Genomic DNA, 18,205 nt, shown 5'->3' on the forward strand with positions numbered 1-18,205 from the left:
AAGCCCCCCTGGATTGTCCAAGCATGTTTGAGCATAACGTGATGAAAGCTCGAGTCTGTGCCTTCTCTCCGAGGCCTGTGCCTCTTCACCATGGTCGGGGCTAAAAGAGCACAAGATCGAGCACCTACCTCGAAAGGTGAGTGCCATCTTCGAATTCAAACGCGCTAGCGTGGTAACCGAATCCATGAAATAGGGAGCTTGGCCGTTGAACCATCAAGGGACTGAAAGGTGCGTGCTGGTGACAGGGGCGTCGTCAGGGATCGGCGAGGCGATCGTCACCGCGCTGCTCGAGCAGGGGTTTATCGTATACGCAGGCGCTCGGCGGGTCGAGCGCATGAGCCACCTAGCTGACAAGGGCGCCCGGGTGCTGGCGCTGGATATCACCGACGCCGACAGCATTGCCGCGGTGCTGACACGTATCGAGCGCGACGGCGTCGAGCTCGATGGGTTGGTCAACAACGCCGGCTACGGCAGCTATGGCGTGCTGGAGGAAGTCCCGATCGAGGAGGCCAGGCGTCAGTTCGAGGTCAACGTGTTCGGGCTGATGGCGTTGACTCGGGAGGTCTTGCCCGGCATGCGACGTCGACGGCGCGGTCGCATCGTCAATATTGGCTCCATGGCCGGCCGTATCTGGTTTCCGGTGGGTGGCTGGTACCACGCCACCAAGTACGCGTTGGAAGCGCTGAGTGATGCCCTGAGGGTCGAGACGCGCCCCTTTGGCCTGTCCGTCAGCCTGATCCAGCCCGGGGTGATTCGCAGCGAATGGGCGGCGATTGCCCGCAAGCCCTTGTGCGAGAACCCTCCCGAGGCGCCCTATGCGCGGATCAAGCGCGGCATGGCCGCCATCCTTGCCGATCACTCCCGGGCCGGCACCCCCGAGATGATCGCCGAGGCGGTGGTCCATGCCCTGACCGCCAGTCGCCCACGTCGACGCTACGCGCGGCCTCGGGACGCCAGGATATTGATCTTCCTGCATTGGCTTTTACCCACCTGGGCGTGGGAGAGAGGCGTCAGGTGGTTGCTGGCGCAGTATGCCCGCAAAGCGAGTGATAACGGCGGCGGTGCTAGTGTCGACGGAGACGAGGCCGGCCCTGACAGCGGTCCGGAAAACAACAACGAAAGCGGTAATAAAAGCGACGGCGAAAAGCGGGGTGAGGCGGAAAGCTGAGCCGACGCCGGTCAGACCAACGTGGGAAGCATCGAGGGAAGCATCAAGGGAAGCTACAGGGGAAACCACGAAGGAAACGACAAGGGCCCGCCATGCTCAGGCGGGCCCTTGTGATTGCCATGCCGGTTACAGGCGGCTGGCGGGGCGCAGGTCGTAGTCGAAGTACTGCTCCATCAGGCGCTGGAAGGTGCCGTCGGCGTAGACCTCGTTTAGAGCCTGGTTGAAGGTCTCGGCCAGGGCTTCATCGCGGGGGCGCACGGCGATGGCGTTGCCGCGCCCGAAGATCGATTCTGGCGAATTGATACGCTCGCCGACCTGGGTGAAGTCGCCATCCTCGGCCTTGATATCCAGCGCCTCGATGGCCACCGGGTAGTTGATGAAGGCCAGGTCCAGACGCCCGCTTTCCATGTCGAGGGCGACCTCGTCGGCGGTGGCGTAGCGACGGATATCGAGGGTGTCGCGATAGCGCCCGGTGATGTAGGTGTCCTGGGTGGTACCGCGCTGGACGCCGACGGTCATGCCCTCGAGGCTTGCCAGGTCTTCTGGGTCGACGGCCTCGCCGCGACGGGCCACCCAGACCTTGGGCGACATGGCGTAGGGCTCGCTGAAGCGAACCTGGCGTTCACGCGCTTCGGTGATGCGCATCGACGACAGGATGGCGTCGTACTTGCGTGCCAGCAGGCCGGGGATGATGCCGTCCCAGCCCTGGACGATCCACTCGCAGTCCAGTTCGGCGCGTTTGCACAACTCGTTGCCCAGATCGATCTCGAAGCCCGCGAGTTCGCCGTTGGCATCGCGGTATTCGAACGGTGGATAAGGCACATCGACGGCGATACGCACCTGGCGAGCCTCGTCGGCGAAGGCGGCGGGCATCGTCAGCATCGTCGCGCAGGCGATGGCCAGGGGGGACAGCAGACGCTGGGAGAAAGAGCGCATGGGGAACCTTATCGTCAGGGAAGAAGGGGGAGGGGTTATCGTTATGGTGACCGTCGACGGGGCCAGCAGGGCCCCGCCGAGGGTCTGTCGGGTGAGTTGCACCCAGGCCGTCAGGCCGCCTGCAGGCGCTTGGCTCGACGGTGGTGACGTACCGCCAGCACGATCGACAGTGCCGCCAGCAACAGCAGGCCCAGCGAGATAGGACGGGTGAAGAACAGCATCCAATTCTCGTCGGACATCAGCGCGCGGCGCAGGTTGGTCTCGGCGATGGGGCCGAGAATCACGCCCAGTACCAGCGGTGCCAGCGGGTAGTCCAGCTTGCTGAGCACATAGCCGAAGACGCCCACGCCGAGCAGCAGGTAGACGTCGGTGACCCGGTTGTTCAGCGCGAAGGCACCGATCACGCAGCACACCAGGACCACCGGCACGATGATCGACTTGGGCACCTCGGTGACGCGCAGAAACCAGCGCATGCTGAACAGACACACCACCAGCACCATCAGCGCGGCCACCAGCATCGCCATGAACATGCCGTAGACCAGATCACCGTGATCCATGATCAGGCGCGGACCGACGCCGATGCCATGGACCATCAGCGAGGCCATCAGCACCGCGTCCACCGCGCTGCCTGGGATACCGAGGGCGATCATCGGAATCAGGCCGCCACCGGAGGTGGCCGAGTTGCCGGACTCCGAGGCGATCACCCCTTCCGGCGTCCCGGTGCCGAAGGCCTCCGGGGTCTTCGAGGCGCGCTTGGCCTGGTCATAGGCCAGCAGGTTGGCGATGCTGCCGCCGGCGCCGGGCACCGCACCGATGAACACCCCGACCAGTGAAGAACGCACCAGGTTGACCGGATAGCTTAAGGTTTCCTTCAGCGCCGCCATGGGGTTGAAGTTGACGTCGTCGGGCATCAGCGCCTTGCCGTGCTTGACGCCCTCGGCGTCTTCCACCTCGGACAGCAGCTGGCTGACGGCGAAGATACCGATCAGCACCACCAGGAAGGGGAAGCCGTTGGCGAGCAGGTCCGAGTCGAAGGTGAAGCGTGCCACTCCCATCATCGGGTCGGAGCCGACGGTGGCAATGAACAGTCCCAGCAGGCCGGTCATCAGGCCCTTGAGCATGGACTTGCCGACCAGGCTTGCGACCACCGTCATGGCGAAGATGATCAGAGAGAAGTACTCCCATGCGCCCAGCTTGACGGCGATCAGTGCCAGCGGTGGGGCGGCGATGATCAACACCACCACGCTGACCAGCGCGCCGAAGAAGGAGGCCCAGATACCCAGCGCCAGGGCGCGGCCAGGCTCGCCCTTGCGCGCCATCGGGAAGGCGTCGAAGGTGGTCGCCACCGACGACGGCGTGCCGGGGATGCCGAGCAGCGCGGCGGAGATCAGGCCGCCTGTGTAACCGCCGACATAGACCGCCAGCATGGTGGCCACGCCCTGCAGCGGGTCCATGGTGAAGGTCAGCGGCAGGGTCAGCACGATGGCCATGGTGATGGTGAAGCCAGGAATCGCCGAGGCGATGACGCCGGCGATGACACCCAGCAGCATGGCGATCATGGTCGAGAGCGTAAACAGTTGGTCCATGCCGGACAGCAGCGCATCCATCATGAGCAATTTCCTCGAGGAGTCGTTGCCGCCTCAGCCGAACAGGCCGCGGGGCAGGCTGATGACGAAGACGTCGCGGAAAAGGGTGTCGACCCCAAGCGAGAACACCAGGGCGACCACCACAGCGATGGCCAGGGCCTTGAGCGAGCGCGCGCCCAGAAGCCATTGACCCGCCAGCAGGAAGGCCAGCGAGGCCAGGCTGAAACCCAGCCAGGGCAGGGCGATGATGTACACCGCAAACAGCGCCAGCACAGCGAAGGCCAGCCGGTGACGCCAGATCCAGGCGCCGACCTGGCCGCGCTCACCGGCGCTCTGGCGCAGGAAGGCACGCGCCTCCTTGAAGGCGATGGCCAGGTTCAATGCCACCAGCGCCGCCAGTACCAGCCGCGGGAAGCTGCCCGAACCCAGTGGTTCCCACATCGACGATGGCAGCGCCTGGGCCCTGACAAAGAGCGCGGTGAACAGCGCCGCCAGGGCGATGTTCAACAGCACATGGGCCAGGGGACCACCCCGGCCCGGGGCGTGCCGCTCCCCGGAAGGGGAGCGGTCGGTGGTGCTCTGGCTCATCGTGCAAGCTTCCCTGACAGACGCTCGATGGTGGCGTTGCTGGTCTCGAGGTACTCGGCGAACGCCTCGGGGTCTTCGAACACCACACTGGCGCCGGCGTTGTGTACCGACTGGGCGAAGGCCTCGTCCTGGCTCATGGCCTCGAAGGCCTCGGCCAGGGTGTCGATGCGTTCTTCCGGGGTGCCCTTGGGTGCCAGAATGCCGCGAATGATGTTCAGCTTGAGCTCAGGATGGCCGAGCTCGGTGAAGGTCGGTACGTCCGGCGCTTCGGGCTGGCGCTCCTCGCTGCCCACCGCCAGGAATCGCAGGTCACCGTTCTTGACGAACTCGCCGCTTGAGGAGATGTCGCCGATGGCGGCGTCGATGTGGCCGCCGACCAGGGCGCGGATGCGCGAGCCGGTGCCCTCGAAGCCGACGTAGCGGAATTGCAGGTCTTCGGCTTCTTCCATCATGGCGGCGTGGATATGCGGCACGCCGCCCAGGGTCACGCCGAAGCGGACCTCACCCGGATTGGCCTTGGCGTACTCGACGAACTCCTCGAAGGTGGTGTAGGGCGCGCCGGCAGGAACCGTCAGGTACTGGGGCGACTGGGTGACGCCGGCCACCGGTTCGAAGTCATCGTAGTTGAGCGGAGTCAGGCCGGTGTGGTGGGCCACCATCAGACCTTCGTGGACCTGACCGATGGTGTAGCCGTCGGCGTCACGCCGGGACAGTTCCTTGAGGCCAGTGGTGCCGCTGACCCCGGGCATGTTGATCACGGGGATCGGCTGACCAAGCTGGGATTCGGCGTGGTTGGCGACCAGGCGCATCAGGGTGTCGCTGCCGCCACCCGGCGACCAGGGCACGATGAATTCCACCGGCTTGTCAGGGTAGGCGTCCTGGGCCACGGCCACACTGGCGGCGGCCAGGGCGGAGGCAGAGACCACCAGGGCCAGCGCGGTCCGGGTGCAAGAGCGGCGGGAAAGAGCGATCTTTGACGGGGTACGGTGCAGGGTCATGGGATTGTCCTGTGCGTTGAGGGCTTTTGTCAGTGATTGTTGGATTGGGTGGTCGGGTTGATTGTTATGGGTGGATCGAAGGTCACGCGTCGTTGTTGTGGATGTATCGGTGGTGTCGTGTCGTCTCTCAGCCCAGCAGCAGGGCGCCGTAGCCGAGCCCGAAGCACACCACCAGGGCCGGGTGTACGCGGGTCTTGAGCAGCAGCAGTGCCGCCACAGCGGCGATGATCAGGGTGTGCACCAGGCCCGAGGTCGCCATGCCCTCCTTGAGGAAGCTGACGGTCAGGTAGGCCATCAGCACCATGACGACAGGACGGACCCACTGGCTCATGGACTTGACCTTGATCGAGTCGCGGTAGCGATAGAGGGTGCCCAGGGCCGCCAGCATCAACAGCAGCGAGGGACCGACGGTGGCCAGCACCGCCACCATGGCGCCGCCGGCGCCGGCCACTTCGTAGCCGATATAGCCGGCCATCTTGGTGGCGATGGGGCTCGGCAGGGCATTGCCCAGCGCCAGCGTCTCGGCGAAGCCCTGATGGGTCATCCAGCCGTAGGTGCCGACCACCTCGTTCTCGATCAGCGGAATGATCGCGGGGCCACCGCCGTAGCCGACGATATTGGGGATGAAAAAGGCCAGAAACAGCTGCCAGTAGATCATCAGGAGCGACCTCCTTCAGGGGCGTTGCGGGGCTTCTCGGGCCTGAGCAGAGCGGCGATCAGAATGGCGCCGATGATCAGCCCAGGGTGTACGCCAAGACCATAGATCAGGCCACCGGCGGCCACTCCCATGATCAGGGTGGCGACCACGCCGAGCCCGGCCCGGGACTTCTGGAAGAAATCGAAGGTCAGCTGGGCCATCATCACCATCACCACCGGCACCACGCCCAGCCCCATGCCCTGCACCCAGCGTTGGTCGCCGTAGCGGCTGTAAAGGCCGAGCAGCGCGATCATGGCGAAGATCACCGGCACGATCACCGCCACCACCGCATTGATGGCGCCGAACACCCCGCCGACCCGATAGCCGATGTAGCCGGCCATCTTGGTGGCGATGGGCCCCGGCAGGGTATTGCCGATGGCCAGGACATCGGCGAAGGCGTCGTCGTCCATCCAGGCGTGGCGCTTGACCACCTCCTGGTGGACCAGCGGAATCATCGACGGACCGCCGCCGAAGCCGAAGATACCGATGCGAAAGAAGGCGGCAAATAGCGAAGCTTGTACGCTCATGGGTCAGAGCACCGCGATGGTGGCGTCGGTGCGGGGCTCGGTGCCGCCACAGTAGATGCCGGTATCGGGGTCTCGCAGGATCACCTGGCCACGGCCGTAGCTGCGGCTGTCGGTATCTACCTGCATGCGATGACCACGTGCGGCCATGGCACGTACCAGCGGTGCCGGATAGCCGTGCTCGATACCGATGGTACGACCGCCCATCCACTGCCAGCGCGGTGCGTCCAGTGCCGACTGGGGGTTGAGGCCGAAGTCGACCAGGTTCATCACCACCTGAACGTGGCCCTGGGGCTGCATGAAACCGCCCATCACGCCAAAGGGCCCCAGCGCCTTGCCGTTTCGGGTCAGGAAGCCCGGGATGATGGTGTGGAAGGTCTTCTTGCCAGGCTTGAGCACATTGTCGTGGCTCTCGTCGAGGCTGAAGTCGTGACCGCGGTTCTGCAAGGCGATGCCGGTTCCCGGCACCACGATGCCGGAGCCGAAGCCGTGATAGTTGCTCTGGATGAAGGACACCATGTTGCCGTCCGCGTCGGCGGTGGCCAGATAGACGGTGCCACCGGCCCTGGGCTTGCCCGGCTGCGGGTCGATGGCCGCGTCCTGGATCAGCTCGCGACGGGCCTCGGTGTAGGCGTCGGACAACAGCTCCTCGACCGTGTAGGTCATGGCCTGTGGCTCGCTGATATGGGTCTTGCCGTCGGTGTAGGCGAGCTTCATCGCCTCGAGCTGACGATGCAGCAGTTCTGGGTCGTCGCGGTGGGACGCCGGATAGCCATCGAGCAGGCGCAGCGCCATCAGCGCCACCAGGCCCTGGCCATTGGGCGGGATCTCCCAGACGTCGACGTCGCGGTAGCGGGCCGAGATCGGGGTGACCCACTCGGGCTGATAGGCCGCCAGGTCGTCCTTGCGCAGATAGCCGCCGGTGCGACGCGAGAAGGCGTCGATGGCCTCGGCCAGCTCGCCCCGGTAGAAGCTCTCCGCCTGACTCTCGGCGATGGCCTCCAGGGTCCTGGCCTGGTCTTCGTTGCGAAACCACTCACCGGCGTCGGGAGCGCGGCCATCGAAGGTAAAGGTGTCGAACCAGGGCTGGGTGGCTTCGCCTTCGAGGTGCTTGTGGAAGGTCGCGGTGTCGCGCTGCCACAGGCTGGCGATGACCGGTGACACCGGAAAACCATCGCGGGCCAGGCGAATGGCGGGTTCGAGCAGGGTCTTGAAATCCAGCTTGCCGAAGCGGCGAGACAGTTCGGCCCAGGCGGATGGCGTGCCGGGCACCGTCACCGGGGTCCAGCCGTAGAGCGGGACCTTGTCGTGGCCGGCCTCGACCAGCGCTTCCCGGTTCAGCGCCTGGGGCGCCACGCCGCTGGCGTTGAGCCCGTGCAGCTCGCCGTTGCCCTGATCGTCGTTGGCGATCCACACCAGCGCGAAGGCATCGCCGCCGATGCCGCAGCCGGTGGGCTCGACCACCGTCAGCGCGGCGGCGGTGGCGATGGCGGCGTCCACCGCGTTGCCGCCGCGGGCGAGCATATCGCGGCCGATCTGCGCGGCCTGGGGCTGGGACGCCGCCACCATGCCATCGCGAGAATAGGTCGGGCTGCGCCGGGACGGGTAGGGCGTGGCATCGGGGTAGGGAGTGGACAGGGAGCTGGGGTTCGCGCGCTGGGAAGACATGGCGTCTCTCTTCAAGGTGGCTGACTCGAGGTCGCTGATCCAAGCTGGATCGGGTCAATCGTTATTGGTGTTAAAAATCGATTTTATGACCCGACTATGCCGCGCCCTCGAAAGGCCGTCAATCCCCTCGAGAGCGATCCAACGGTTCGGGGCCCGGCAAGGCGGGCCCCGAGAATGATGGCGGGTTTGATGTTCATCGTGGCCGCGATCCAGCGGTGACGCAGGCCCTGGCGGAATATCAGGCCCCGGAGGCGGAGCCGGCCGGCTGGCGCTCGTCGCTGCCATGACCCAGGGTCAGGCCGGTGAGTACATAGAGCAACGAGAAGGCGATGGCGCCGTAGCAGAGGATGGCGTAGACGAAGAAGTCGTCGGTGGCGACCCCCAGGGTGGCGGCGGTGAAGGCGCCGGTGACGCCCCAGGGCACCAGCGGCGACAGGGTTGTGCCGGTGTCCTCGAGGATACGTGACAGGTTCCTGGTCGGGCTGCCGCTGCTGGCGACCAGCGGGCGCAGCAGCGGGCCAAGCAGCGAGAAGGTCACGTAGTAGCTGCCGGTCAGCAGAAAGGCCAGGCTATGCAGCGCCATGGAGCCACCGAGCACCTGGCGCCGGCCGGCGTGGCGTCGGGCCAGGTAGGCGATGGCGGCGTCCAGGGTGCCGGCACTCTTGAACGGGGCCCCCAATACGGCGGCGGCGATCAGCACCGCCACGGTGGACATCATGCCCTGCAGGCCACCCCGGGACAGCATCTTGTCGACCATGGCGACCCCGGTATCGGCGACGAAGCCTGCGTTCATGGCGGAACCGATCTCGGAAAGGCTCGCGCCCTGCAGCAACACCGCGATCAGCGCCGCGCTGACGATGCCGAGCATGAAGGCGGGCAGCACCGGCTTCTTGGCCAGGATGCAGCCGAACACCACCAGGGGCGGCAACAGGGTCAGCAGATTGTCGCTGAAGGTGGCGGCCAGGGTGTCGATGATCGCCTGGGTCTGGGTCGACATGCCGTCACCGGCGAGGGTCGCCCCGGAGGTGGCGACGTCGCTGCCGAGCCAGGCGTAGACCACCAGGGCGATCAGGTAGGCCGGCAGGGTCGAATACAGCATATGGCGGATGTGGGTGATGATATTGACCTCGCATACCGCCGAGGCCATCACCGTGGTATCCGACAGCGGCGACAGCTTGTCGCCGAAGAAGGTGCCGGTGACGATGGCGCCGGCGGCGTAGGCCGGGGGAATGCCGAGCCCCAGCGCGACCCCCATCAGCGCCACGCCGATGGTGCTGAGGGTGCCCCAGGAGGTCCCGGCCATGACCGACATCAGCGAGCATGACAGGCAGGCGACGACCAGAAAGAGCCCCGGCGTCAGCGACTCGAGGCCCAGGGTGACCATGGCAGGAATGGTGCCGGAGAGCATCCATACCCCCACCATCATGCCGACGCTCATCAGGATCAGGATGGGTACCAGCATGGCCTGGATGCCCTTGAGCAGATCACTTTCCAGACGGGACCAGGCGATACCCCAGGCAAGGCATAGCGTCATGGCGATGGCGCCGGCGACGATCAGCGCCACCGCGGTGGGAATGCCAAGGCCCATGATGCCGACCAGCAGACTGCCGATGGCGGCGATGAGCAGAATCAGATGGCGAGAGCCAGACAGCGAGACAGCGGGCGCTGTCGAAGGGGAAGCGTCTTGGGACATGGGCGTGTTCCGAGGCTGTTGTTGTGGTGAAGGGGACAGGCTCCGCCCTGTTGGGTCAGGGTTTTCTGTGTCAGGGCATTCTGTGCCAGGGCCTGTTTTGTCAGAGATATCGACCCTTGTGGAAGAAATATCTCGATCGTTGTAAGAAATATCGTCTACTGTTGTTAATATCGATATTTTCTAAAAACTATGGCCCAGCGCTTGGCGAACGTCAATTGCCGACGTACTCTGCAAGCCTGTTATTTGCGAGTGTTGTCATGATCAATTCCCAACCAGCCGAGGTGGCGGCGAGCGGCGAGACGGCGGCGAGCCAGGTATTCAGTGCGCTGAAGCAGGACCTGATCCGTGGGCGTTTTGCGGCGGGGGAGAAGCTCGCCATCAGCGCGCTGAAAGAGCGCTACGAGGTGGGGCTGAGCCCGCTGCGCGAGGCGCTCAACCGGTTGGCCGCCTACGGCCTGCTGGAGCAGCACAATCAGCGCGGCTTCCGGGTGCCGCCGCTGTCGGCGGAAGAACTCGAGGATATCTCTCGGCTACGTATGCAGCTGGAGTGCATGGCGCTGACCCAGGCCTTCCAGGAGGGGGACGCCGAGTGGGAGTCGCAGTTGCTGGCCGCCAGCCATCGTCTGTCGCGGGCCAACAAGGCCCAGGGCGAGATCGAACAGTGGGAGCAGGCCCACCAGCGTTTTCACCGCACCCTGCTGGCGCCCTGTGGTTCACACTGGCTGTTGCGCTTCATCGAGCAGTTGCACGATCAGTTCGATCGCTATCGTCGTCTGGCACCGGGCAACCCGGAGATTCGTGACCGCCTCGATGCCCAGCACGGCGAGCTGGTCGAGCTGGCGCTGGACCGGCGTATCCACGATGCCCGCTACCTTCTCGAAGATCATATCCGTCAGTCCTGGGAGGTCGCCAAGGGCGCCTGCGAGCAAGGCTGACATCTTGCTGACGGTCTGGCCTGTCGGCTGCTGGAAGACGCGCTGGAGGACGCGCTGGAAGAGTCTAGTGGCGCGTCAGTTCCCGGAGGTCGCCAGGGGCGCCTGCCAGGGGCGCCTTCAAGGGATGCCTGCGACGGATGTCAGCGCCTAGCGATTGGAAGGATGCAGCTCGAGGTAGCGATTCTTGGAGGGCAGCAGGTGCTGACGGCACAGCTCGCGCAGTGCGTGGCGGTCCTGCTGTCGGATCGCCTCGATCATCGCCTGATGCTCATGGCGCGCCCGGGACAGGCTGTGGCTGTCGGCGATGGCGATAAAACGAATGCCGTGGGCCTTCTGGGCGAACTCGTTGATGGTCTCGTAGAGGTAGGGATTGCCGGTCGCCGCGAACAGGGTGCGGTGAAAGGCGATATTGAGATGGAATACCCGTCGCAGATCATGGGCGTCCACGGCAGCGCTGTAGCGCTGGTGGATGTCCTCCAGTTCGCTCAGCCACCGCTCCGGCGCCGGTAGTGGCAGGGCGTCGACACCGGCGAGTTCGAGGATCTCACGCATGGCGTAGAGCTGCTCGACCTCTTCGGGCGTGTAGGCCTTGACGAAGGCGCCGCGGTTTCTGATACGTTCGACCAGGCCGATGCTCTCGAGCTGGAACAGCGCCTGACGCACCACGTGGCGCTTGCAGTCGAAGCGCTCGATCAGGTCCTCCTCGACCAGTCGCTCCCTGGGGTGCAGACGCCCCAGCACGATGTCCTCCTCGACACTGCCGACGATGTCCTCCGCCACGCTGGTGGCGCTGGGACGACGGGTGCTGTTGGAAGGGTCCTGCACGTTGACCTGGCTCATCTCGCATCCTCTGCGATCACGATGGTGAAGCGGCGACGAGACGGTCCCGTCGCCGACTCCAGTCTATCAATAGCGCTCACCGCCTTCATCGGCTCGAATGACTTTCCTCACTCCTGGGTCGGCACGCGACAGTGGGGCTCGGGGCGGCACACCTTGAAGTCACAGCCTTGGTCGGCCTGCAGGATCTGCTCCATGAACAGCCGACGATAGCCGAGCATCGGTGGCTGCTCACGCGGCGGGGCCGTGGTCTCCTGGCGGCGGCTCTCCAGGGTCTGCTCGTCCACTTCCAGCGAAATACGGTTGGCAGAGACGTCGAGTTCGATGATGTCGCCGTCGCGCACCAGCCCCAGCGTCCCTCCTTCGGCGGCCTCCGGCGATACGTGCAGCACGATGGTGCCGGCGGCGGTGCCGCTCATGCGTCCGTCCGAGATGCGCACCATGTCCTTGACGCCCTGGGTGGCGAGCTTCTTCGGGATTGGAATGTATCCGGCCTCGGGCATGCCCGGAGCACCCTTGGGGCCGATGTTGGCCAGCACCAGGACGTCGTCGGCGTTGACGTCCAGGTCCGGATCGTCGATGCGCGTCGCCAGATCCTCCAGCGAATGAAAGACCACCGCCCGTCCGCGATGCTGCATCAGCTCCGCAGACGCCGCCGACTGCTTGATGATGGCGCCGGCCGGGGCCAGGTTGCCGCGCAGCACGGCGATACCGCCTTGTGCGTAGACAGGGCGGGAGCGTGGGCGCACCACCGGCTGCTCGACCAGATGCACCGCCGCGTCGATGTTCTCGCCCAGGGTGCGACCATTGATCGTCATGGTGTCCAGGTGCAGCAGGGGCTTCAGCTCTCGCAGCAGCGTCGGCAGGCCGCCGGCGCGATGCAGATCCTCCATATAGCCCTCGCCGGAGGGCTTGAGGTCGACCAGCACCGGCGTCTCGCGGCTCATGCGATCGAAGGCGTCCAGGTCGATGTCGATGCCCAGCCGACCGGCGATGGCGGTCAGGTGGATCAGACCGTTGGTCGACCCTCCCAGTGACAGCAGCACCCGCAGGGCATTTTCAAAGGCCTTGGGGGTCAGGATCCGGGAGGGCGTGACCCCGTCACGGGCCAGCCGTACCGCTTCGGTCCCGGACTGCTCGGCGATGCGCTGGCGGTCGGCGTAGACCGCCGGCGCGGTGGCGCTGTTGGGCAGCATGATGCCCAGGGTCTCGGCCAGGCAGGCCATGGTGCTGGCGGTGCCCATCACCGAACAGGTACCCACGGTAGGCACCAGCTTGTCGTTGACCTCGCTGATCTCGGCGTCGTCGATGTCCTGGCCGCGGTAGGCCGCCCAGTAGCGACGGCAGTCGGTACAGGCGCCGACCCGGGTGCCGCGATGGGAGCCCGACAGCATGGGCCCGGTGACCAGCTGGACGGTGGGTATATCGGCGCTGGCCGCCGCCATCAGCTGGGCCGGCACCGTCTTGTCACAGCCGCCGATCACCACCACGGCATCCATCGGCTGGGCACGAATCATCTCCTCGGTGTCCAGTGCCATCAGGTTTCTCAGGTACATGCTGGTGGGGTGGGCGAAGGACTCATGCAGCGTGATGGTGGGGAACTCCACCGGCAGCCCGCCGGCCAGCATCACCCCTCGCTTCACGCTCTCGACCAGCCCCGGCACGTTGCCGTGACAGGCGTTGTAGCCGCTGTAGGTGTTGGCGATGCCGATCACCGGCCGCGACAGCGCATCGTCGGTATAGCCCATGCCCTTGATGAACGCCTTGCGCAGAAACAGCGAAAAGTCGGCGTCACCGTAGTTGGTCAGGCGGTTGGACATGCCCCGGGTGGCGTTGTTGTGGTTGTTGTCTGAGTCCTGGCTCATCGATCGGTCCTCGTATCTTTATCGCTGGCGCCGAACAGCCCCTTCGCAGGAGGGCGTTGCGTCGTGGTTCGCTAGCTAGGTTAGGACGAGAAAAGATGGTTAACAAGATTATTGACAATTTTATTGGCGACCGTCTACGTTGAATCTGGCAGTCACGACGTGCCCGGCGCCTTCGCCCCGACTCAGCGCCCCAGCGTCCTGAGACAGGGCCCAGCGCTCGGAGACAGCGCCTGAGCAGGTGCGCGATGACCGCGCCCGTCGCACGTACCAGTGCAAGACAACGATAAAGACAACGACAACCGCACAAGAGGTGCAGCCATGAAACATCGTGGAGCTTACGCCGCCATCCTTCTGTCGACCCTGCTTCTGCCCGGCGCCGCCATGGCGGAGTACTCCGCCGGCGACGAGATCAAGGTGCTGCAGGGATTCAAGGCCGGCGGGGGCAGTGACGCCCTGGCCCAGCTGACCCAGCCGTTCCTGCGCGAGTCGCTGGGAGTGGACTTCGTCAACGAGTACCTGCCGGGGGCTACCGGTGCCATCGCCTGGACCCGCCTGGCCAAGCAGACCGAGGCCGACGGCACCACCATCAGCATCACCAATACGCCGATGCTGATGACCAACTACATCATGAACGACACCATCACCTACTCGGTGGACGAGCTGACCCCGATCGCCAATGTGGTGACCGACCCGGGCATCATCGTGGTACCGGCGGAGAGCCCCTACGAGACGGTGGAGGAGTTCCTGGCCGCCGCCGAAGAGAACCCGGGCACCATCACCGTGGGCAACTCCGGCGTGGGCGGTGATGACTTCTTCTCCACCATCCTGATCGAGCAGGCCTCGGGGATCAGCTTCCAGAAGGTGCCGTTCCAGGGTGACGGACCTTCGGCCACCGCCGCCATGGGCGGGCAGATCGACGCCAGCTTCAACAACCTGGGCAACGTCTACGGGCACATTCAGTCCGGTAGCCTGAGGCCGCTGGCGGTGTTTGCCCGCGAGCGCCTGTCGATGCTGCCCGACGTGCCGACCCTGAGCGAGAAGGGCATCGAGGTGGTGGCCGGCTCCTCACGTGGCTACAGCGCACCGGCCGGCATCCCCGATGAGGCGCGCCAGCAGCTGATCGACGCCTTCGAGGCACTCAAGACCAACGAGGAGTTCAAGAAGGTCGCCGAGGAGCGGGCCATGAACCTCGATATCCAGACCGGCGACGACTATCGCCAGATGATCGAGGACATGGAAGGCCAGTTCGAGGAGATCTGGGCCAGCGTGAAGGACGAGATCAACGGTTGATCGGTGCGCTTGCCGACGGGCCTGGCCCGTCGGCAAGCGACCTAGGGAGTCATACTGATGAAACTCAGTCGCCTGCTGTTTGGCCTTTTCGCCCTGGGGGTGGCCACGCTGTTCGGGGTCACCTCGCTGGGCTATCCCGACGCCGCGGCGCGGATGCCGCTGATCTACGCGGTGGTGGTGGGACTGTTCGCCATCGCCATGATCGTGCAGGAGTTGACCGCGCATTCCCGCGCGCGGGCCCAGGCCTCGTCGAGCGCCGCGCCCACCCTCGAGGGCAGTCAGCTGGCCGAGGGCGAACTCACCGAAGGCGATGGCGCGCCCGCGCCGCCCGCCAGGCCGCTCAAGGCGATGGCGGTGTTCGTGTTCGCCGCCGTCTACATCTACAGCATCTCCTGGCTCGGCTATGTGGTCGCCACGGCGGCCTTCATGGGCCTGTCGCTGTGGCTGGTGCGCCATGTGTCGCTGCGCTTCAGTCTGATCGGCATCGCCGGTCTGATCACCGTGGTCTGCCTGGTATTCATCGGCTTTCTGGGCCTGCCCGTGCCGCTGTTGCCACCGTTGTTTTAAGTCCTGTCGTGCGCTTCGCCACACCGATCGGCTTCGCTGAGGTCGTCATTGCACCCGCGCGAACCTGGAGCCTGACCCTATGAACGACTCGCTTGTGATGGTGGGGCTGAGCAACGTGCTCACCTTTACCAATATTGCGCTGATCCTCGGCGGCACCCTGCTGGGGCTGTTCGTCGGCGCCATGCCGGGGCTGTCCGCCACCATGGCGCTGGCGTTGCTGTTGCCGCTGACCTTTACCATGGACCCGGCGACGGGGCTCAGCATGCTGGCCTCGCTGTACGTCGGCGCCTCCTACGGCGGCTCCATCGCCGCCATTCTGCTGCGGACCCCAGGCACGCCCTCGGCGGCGGCCACCGTGCTCGACGGCTTTCCGCTGTCCCAGCAGGGGCAGGCGGGCAAGGCGCTGGGGGTGTCGCTGTTCGCCTCCTTCTTTGGCGGCCTGATGAGCGGGATCGCCCTGCTGACCGCCGCACCGTTGCTGGGGGTGCTGGTGTTGAAGTTCGGCCCGGTGGAGCTGTTCGCCATCGCCGTGCTGGGCATCACCATCATCGGCTCGCTGTCCCAGGGCTCCATCGTCAGCGGATTGCTGTCCGGCATCATGGGGCTGCTGCTCAGCACCGTGGGCATGGACCTGATCACCGGCACACCGCGCATGACCTTCGGCAACATCAACCTGTTTTCCGGCATCGAATTCACGGTGGCGCTGATCGGGCTGTTCTCGATTCCCCAGGCGTTGATCCTGATCGAAAACGCCCACGACAGCGACAAGGTGGCCAGCAAGATCACCGATCGGCTGGTGCCGCGGCTGAAAGAGCTGCGCACGCTGATGCCCAACATCCTGCGCTCCGGCGGCATCGGTATCGTTACCGGCCTGATCCCCGGCACCGGCGGCGACACCGCGAGCTGGTTTGCCTACAACGAGGCCAAGCGCTTTGCCAAGGACAAGAGCCGCTTCGGCAAGGGCGACATCGCCGGCGTCGCCGCCCCCGAGGCCGCCAACAACGCGGTGGTCGGCGGCGCGCTGATTCCGACCATCGCCCTCGGTATCCCCGGCAGTTCGTCCACCGCCATCCTGCTGGGGGCGCTGATGGTCCAGGGCATCCTGCCAGGCCCCAACCTGCTCACCGACTATGGCGATGTCACCTACACCCTGATCTGGGCGGTGATCTTCGCCAATGTCGGCCTGCTGGCGGTGGGGCTGATGTTCACCCGGCTGTGCGTCGGGGTGACCAAGGTGCCGGACAGCTTCGTCGCCTGCGCCATCATCACCCTGTGCGTGATCGGCGCCTTCGCCATCAACAACAGTCTGTTCGAGGTGGGGCTGATGCTCGGCTTCGGCCTGTTCGGCTACTGGATGAACAAGGCCGGCATCTCACCGGCGCCGATGGTCATCGGTCTGATCCTGGGGCCGGTGATGGAAACCAGCTTCCAGCAGTCGATGCTGATCGGCCAGAACAGCCCGATGATCTTCGTCGAAAGCCCCATCGCCATGGTGCTGCTCGGCATCGCGGTGCTGTCGATCCTCCAGGCCACGCCGGTCTTCCGCTGGCTGCAAAGCTCGTTGCGGCGCGGGGCACGCACCGGCTGATCGAGGCGCTGTCACCGCTTCAATAGCGGTGACAGCGCTTCATCCACGCCTGCAACCACGCTAGCGACAACCACAACAATATCTTGAAAGGAGCCCACCATGACGCGTATCAGCGACGTCCGTGCCCGCACCATCAGTGTTCCGCTGGACCATCCCACCAGCTTCTCCAATCGTCAGGTGTTCAAGCGCGACTACGCCCTGGTGGAGGTCGAAGGCGACGACGGCGTGGTCGGGATCGGCTTCTGCTACGGCGGCAACAATGCCGGTCTGCTGGTATCACAGGCGGTTCGCGAACTGCTGAGGCCTGTACTGCTGGGGGCCGACGCCCATGCCACCGAAGGCCTGTGGCAGGCCATGTATCAGGAGTCGCTGCTGCATGGTCGCTGTGGCTCGGTGATGCGGGCCATCAGTATTCTCGACACCGCCCTGTGGGATCGCAACGCCCGGGCGGCGGGGCTGCCGCTGTACAAGTACCTGGGGGCGAGTGACAGCGACAGCGTCCCGGCCTACGCCAGTGGCGGCTACTACCTCGACGGCAAGACGCCGGAGATGCTGGGCGAGGAAATGGCCGGCTACGTGGCGCAGGGCTTCAAGGCGGTGAAGCTGAAGGTGGGCCGCGAGGACCTGGCCGGGGAGGAGGCGCGACTGGCGGCGGTGCGCGAGGCGGTCGGCCCCCATGTGGCGGTGATGATGGATGCCAACAACGCCTGGCGCGACCTGCCATCTGCGCTCGCGTTCATGCGCATGGCCGAAGCGTACTCGCCGTTCTGGATCGAGGAGCCGTTCAGCCCCGACGACATCGACAACCACCGCCGTCTGGCCGAGCGTACCCCGGTGCCGGTCGCCACCGGCGAGATCGAGGCCGGACGCTGGCGCTTCAAGGAGCTGCTGGACAAGGAGGCGGCGATGATCCTGCAGACCGACGCCGCCGTGTGCGGCGGCATCACCGAGTTTCGCCGCATCACCGCCACGGCGGCGAGCTACGGGGTCGAGGTCTATCCCCACTGGTTCCATGACCTGCACGTGCACCTGGTGGCCTCGGCGCCCAACGCGCGCATGGTGGAGTTCTTCGCCGATGACCAGGTCCTCAACTTCCGCCGGCTGATCGACACCCAGCTTCAGTTCTCCGACGGCAACCTGCTGCTGCCGAGCGCCCCGGGCCTTGGCTTCAACTTCGACAGCGAGGCGCTGGAGCGCTACGCCAGCGAGCCCTGGTCGTGACCCGTCGTCATCGGCCGCTGGTCGGGCGGCGCCCGACCCCGATC

The 18,205-nt window shown here is 65.5% G+C and carries 16 protein-coding genes; 6 read left to right on the top strand and 10 right to left on the bottom strand.

Features of this window, described 5'->3' with window-relative positions:
* The first annotated feature begins 232 nt into the window (after positions 1–232).
* Positions 233–1,168: an oxidoreductase gene (locus tag NFH98_RS06820; protein WP_349623106.1), complete on the top strand. Its 936-nt coding sequence runs from the start codon at positions 233–235 to the stop codon at positions 1,166–1,168.
* 126 nt (positions 1,169–1,294) lie between these two features.
* Here NFH98_RS06820 and NFH98_RS06825 read toward each other — a convergent pair whose 3' ends face one another.
* The 8 genes from NFH98_RS06825 to NFH98_RS06860 form a co-directional block, all read right to left on the bottom strand.
* Positions 1,295–2,104, bottom strand: a complete 810-nt coding sequence (locus NFH98_RS06825; protein ID WP_124804274.1) for a transporter substrate-binding domain-containing protein — start codon at positions 2,102–2,104, stop codon at positions 1,295–1,297.
* A 110-nt stretch (positions 2,105–2,214) separates the two neighbouring features.
* Positions 2,215–3,714 (bottom strand): tripartite tricarboxylate transporter permease, encoded by a 1,500-nt coding sequence (locus NFH98_RS06830; protein WP_249743023.1) that lies wholly within the window; start codon positions 3,712–3,714, stop codon positions 2,215–2,217.
* A 30-nt stretch (positions 3,715–3,744) separates the two neighbouring features.
* On the bottom strand, positions 3,745–4,278 hold the full coding sequence (locus NFH98_RS06835) for a tripartite tricarboxylate transporter TctB family protein (RefSeq protein ID WP_052704387.1): 534 nt from the start codon (positions 4,276–4,278) through the stop codon (positions 3,745–3,747).
* Positions 4,275–5,276, bottom strand: coding sequence for a Bug family tripartite tricarboxylate transporter substrate binding protein (locus tag NFH98_RS06840; protein WP_349622383.1), 1,002 nt, complete (start codon positions 5,274–5,276; stop codon positions 4,275–4,277). The genes NFH98_RS06835 and NFH98_RS06840 overlap by 4 nt, the downstream gene beginning before the upstream one ends.
* Before the next feature lie 127 nt (positions 5,277–5,403).
* Positions 5,404–5,934, bottom strand: a complete 531-nt coding sequence (locus NFH98_RS06845) for a chromate transporter (protein ID WP_045993337.1) — start codon at positions 5,932–5,934, stop codon at positions 5,404–5,406.
* Positions 5,934–6,500 (bottom strand): chromate transporter, encoded by a 567-nt coding sequence (locus NFH98_RS06850; protein ID WP_222516907.1) that lies wholly within the window; start codon positions 6,498–6,500, stop codon positions 5,934–5,936. Before NFH98_RS06850 ends, NFH98_RS06845 begins: the two co-directional genes overlap by 1 nt.
* A 3-nt stretch (positions 6,501–6,503) precedes the next feature.
* Positions 6,504–8,165, bottom strand: coding sequence for a gamma-glutamyltransferase family protein (locus NFH98_RS06855; RefSeq protein ID WP_349622384.1), 1,662 nt, complete (start codon positions 8,163–8,165; stop codon positions 6,504–6,506).
* Positions 8,166–8,403: 238 nt separating this feature from the next.
* A complete protein-coding gene (locus tag NFH98_RS06860) occupies positions 8,404–9,858 on the bottom strand; it encodes a Na+/H+ antiporter NhaC family protein (protein WP_349622385.1) in 1,455 nt (484 codons plus the stop codon).
* Positions 9,859–10,115: 257 nt separating this feature from the next.
* Between NFH98_RS06860 and NFH98_RS06865 the strand changes: the two genes are divergently transcribed.
* On the top strand, positions 10,116–10,793 hold the full coding sequence (locus NFH98_RS06865) for a GntR family transcriptional regulator (RefSeq protein ID WP_045993333.1): 678 nt from the start codon (positions 10,116–10,118) through the stop codon (positions 10,791–10,793).
* A gap of 147 nt (positions 10,794–10,940) precedes the next feature.
* On the opposite strand, the gene NFH98_RS06870 is transcribed toward NFH98_RS06865, so the two are convergent.
* Both NFH98_RS06870 and NFH98_RS06875 read right to left on the bottom strand, forming a co-directional pair.
* A complete protein-coding gene (locus tag NFH98_RS06870) occupies positions 10,941–11,633 on the bottom strand; it encodes a GntR family transcriptional regulator (RefSeq protein WP_349622386.1) in 693 nt (230 codons plus the stop codon).
* A 107-nt stretch (positions 11,634–11,740) separates the two neighbouring features.
* Positions 11,741–13,495, bottom strand: a complete 1,755-nt coding sequence (locus tag NFH98_RS06875; RefSeq protein ID WP_349622387.1) for an IlvD/Edd family dehydratase — start codon at positions 13,493–13,495, stop codon at positions 11,741–11,743.
* Between the two features lie 318 nt (positions 13,496–13,813).
* Between NFH98_RS06875 and NFH98_RS06880 the strand changes: the two genes are divergently transcribed.
* The 4 genes from NFH98_RS06880 (at position 13,814) to NFH98_RS06895 (ending at position 18,161) form a co-directional block, all read left to right on the top strand.
* On the top strand, positions 13,814–14,785 hold the full coding sequence (locus NFH98_RS06880; RefSeq protein ID WP_045993331.1) for a tripartite tricarboxylate transporter substrate binding protein: 972 nt from the start codon (positions 13,814–13,816) through the stop codon (positions 14,783–14,785).
* Between the two features lie 57 nt (positions 14,786–14,842).
* Complete coding sequence (locus NFH98_RS06885) at positions 14,843–15,352, top strand: tripartite tricarboxylate transporter TctB family protein (RefSeq protein WP_349622388.1); 510 nt, start codon at positions 14,843–14,845, stop codon at positions 15,350–15,352.
* A 79-nt stretch (positions 15,353–15,431) separates the two neighbouring features.
* Entirely contained in the window at positions 15,432–16,940 is a 1,509-nt protein-coding gene (locus NFH98_RS06890; protein WP_349622389.1) for a tripartite tricarboxylate transporter permease, read from the top strand.
* 99 nt (positions 16,941–17,039) lie between these two features.
* On the top strand, positions 17,040–18,161 hold the full coding sequence (locus NFH98_RS06895; protein ID WP_108447595.1) for a mandelate racemase/muconate lactonizing enzyme family protein: 1,122 nt from the start codon (positions 17,040–17,042) through the stop codon (positions 18,159–18,161).
* Positions 18,162–18,205: the final 44 nt, after the last annotated feature.

This window comes from Halomonas sp. H33-56 (genome assembly GCF_040147035.1).
Taxonomy (GTDB): Bacteria; Pseudomonadota; Gammaproteobacteria; order Pseudomonadales; family Halomonadaceae; genus Halomonas; species Halomonas litopenaei.

Coding starts and splice junctions, on each gene's coding strand:
- NFH98_RS06855 (WP_349622384.1), bottom strand. CDS start 8,165: ATGTCTTCCCAGCGCGCGAACCCCAGCTCCCTGTCCACTCCCTACCCC.
- NFH98_RS06870 (WP_349622386.1), bottom strand. CDS start 11,633: ATGAGCCAGGTCAACGTGCAGGACCCTTCCAACAGCACCCGTCGTCCC.
- NFH98_RS06845 (WP_045993337.1), bottom strand. CDS start 5,934: ATGATCTACTGGCAGCTGTTTCTGGCCTTTTTCATCCCCAATATCGTC.
- NFH98_RS06890 (WP_349622389.1), top strand. CDS start 15,432: ATGAACGACTCGCTTGTGATGGTGGGGCTGAGCAACGTGCTCACCTTT.
- NFH98_RS06860 (WP_349622385.1), bottom strand. CDS start 9,858: ATGTCCCAAGACGCTTCCCCTTCGACAGCGCCCGCTGTCTCGCTGTCT.
- NFH98_RS06830 (WP_249743023.1), bottom strand. CDS start 3,714: ATGATGGATGCGCTGCTGTCCGGCATGGACCAACTGTTTACGCTCTCG.
- NFH98_RS06875 (WP_349622387.1), bottom strand. CDS start 13,495: ATGAGCCAGGACTCAGACAACAACCACAACAACGCCACCCGGGGCATG.
- NFH98_RS06840 (WP_349622383.1), bottom strand. CDS start 5,276: ATGACCCTGCACCGTACCCCGTCAAAGATCGCTCTTTCCCGCCGCTCT.
- NFH98_RS06850 (WP_222516907.1), bottom strand. CDS start 6,500: ATGAGCGTACAAGCTTCGCTATTTGCCGCCTTCTTTCGCATCGGTATC.
- NFH98_RS06865 (WP_045993333.1), top strand. CDS start 10,116: ATGATCAATTCCCAACCAGCCGAGGTGGCGGCGAGCGGCGAGACGGCG.
- NFH98_RS06880 (WP_045993331.1), top strand. CDS start 13,814: ATGAAACATCGTGGAGCTTACGCCGCCATCCTTCTGTCGACCCTGCTT.
- NFH98_RS06835 (WP_052704387.1), bottom strand. CDS start 4,278: ATGAGCCAGAGCACCACCGACCGCTCCCCTTCCGGGGAGCGGCACGCC.
- NFH98_RS06885 (WP_349622388.1), top strand. CDS start 14,843: ATGAAACTCAGTCGCCTGCTGTTTGGCCTTTTCGCCCTGGGGGTGGCC.
- NFH98_RS06895 (WP_108447595.1), top strand. CDS start 17,040: ATGACGCGTATCAGCGACGTCCGTGCCCGCACCATCAGTGTTCCGCTG.
- NFH98_RS06825 (WP_124804274.1), bottom strand. CDS start 2,104: ATGCGCTCTTTCTCCCAGCGTCTGCTGTCCCCCCTGGCCATCGCCTGC.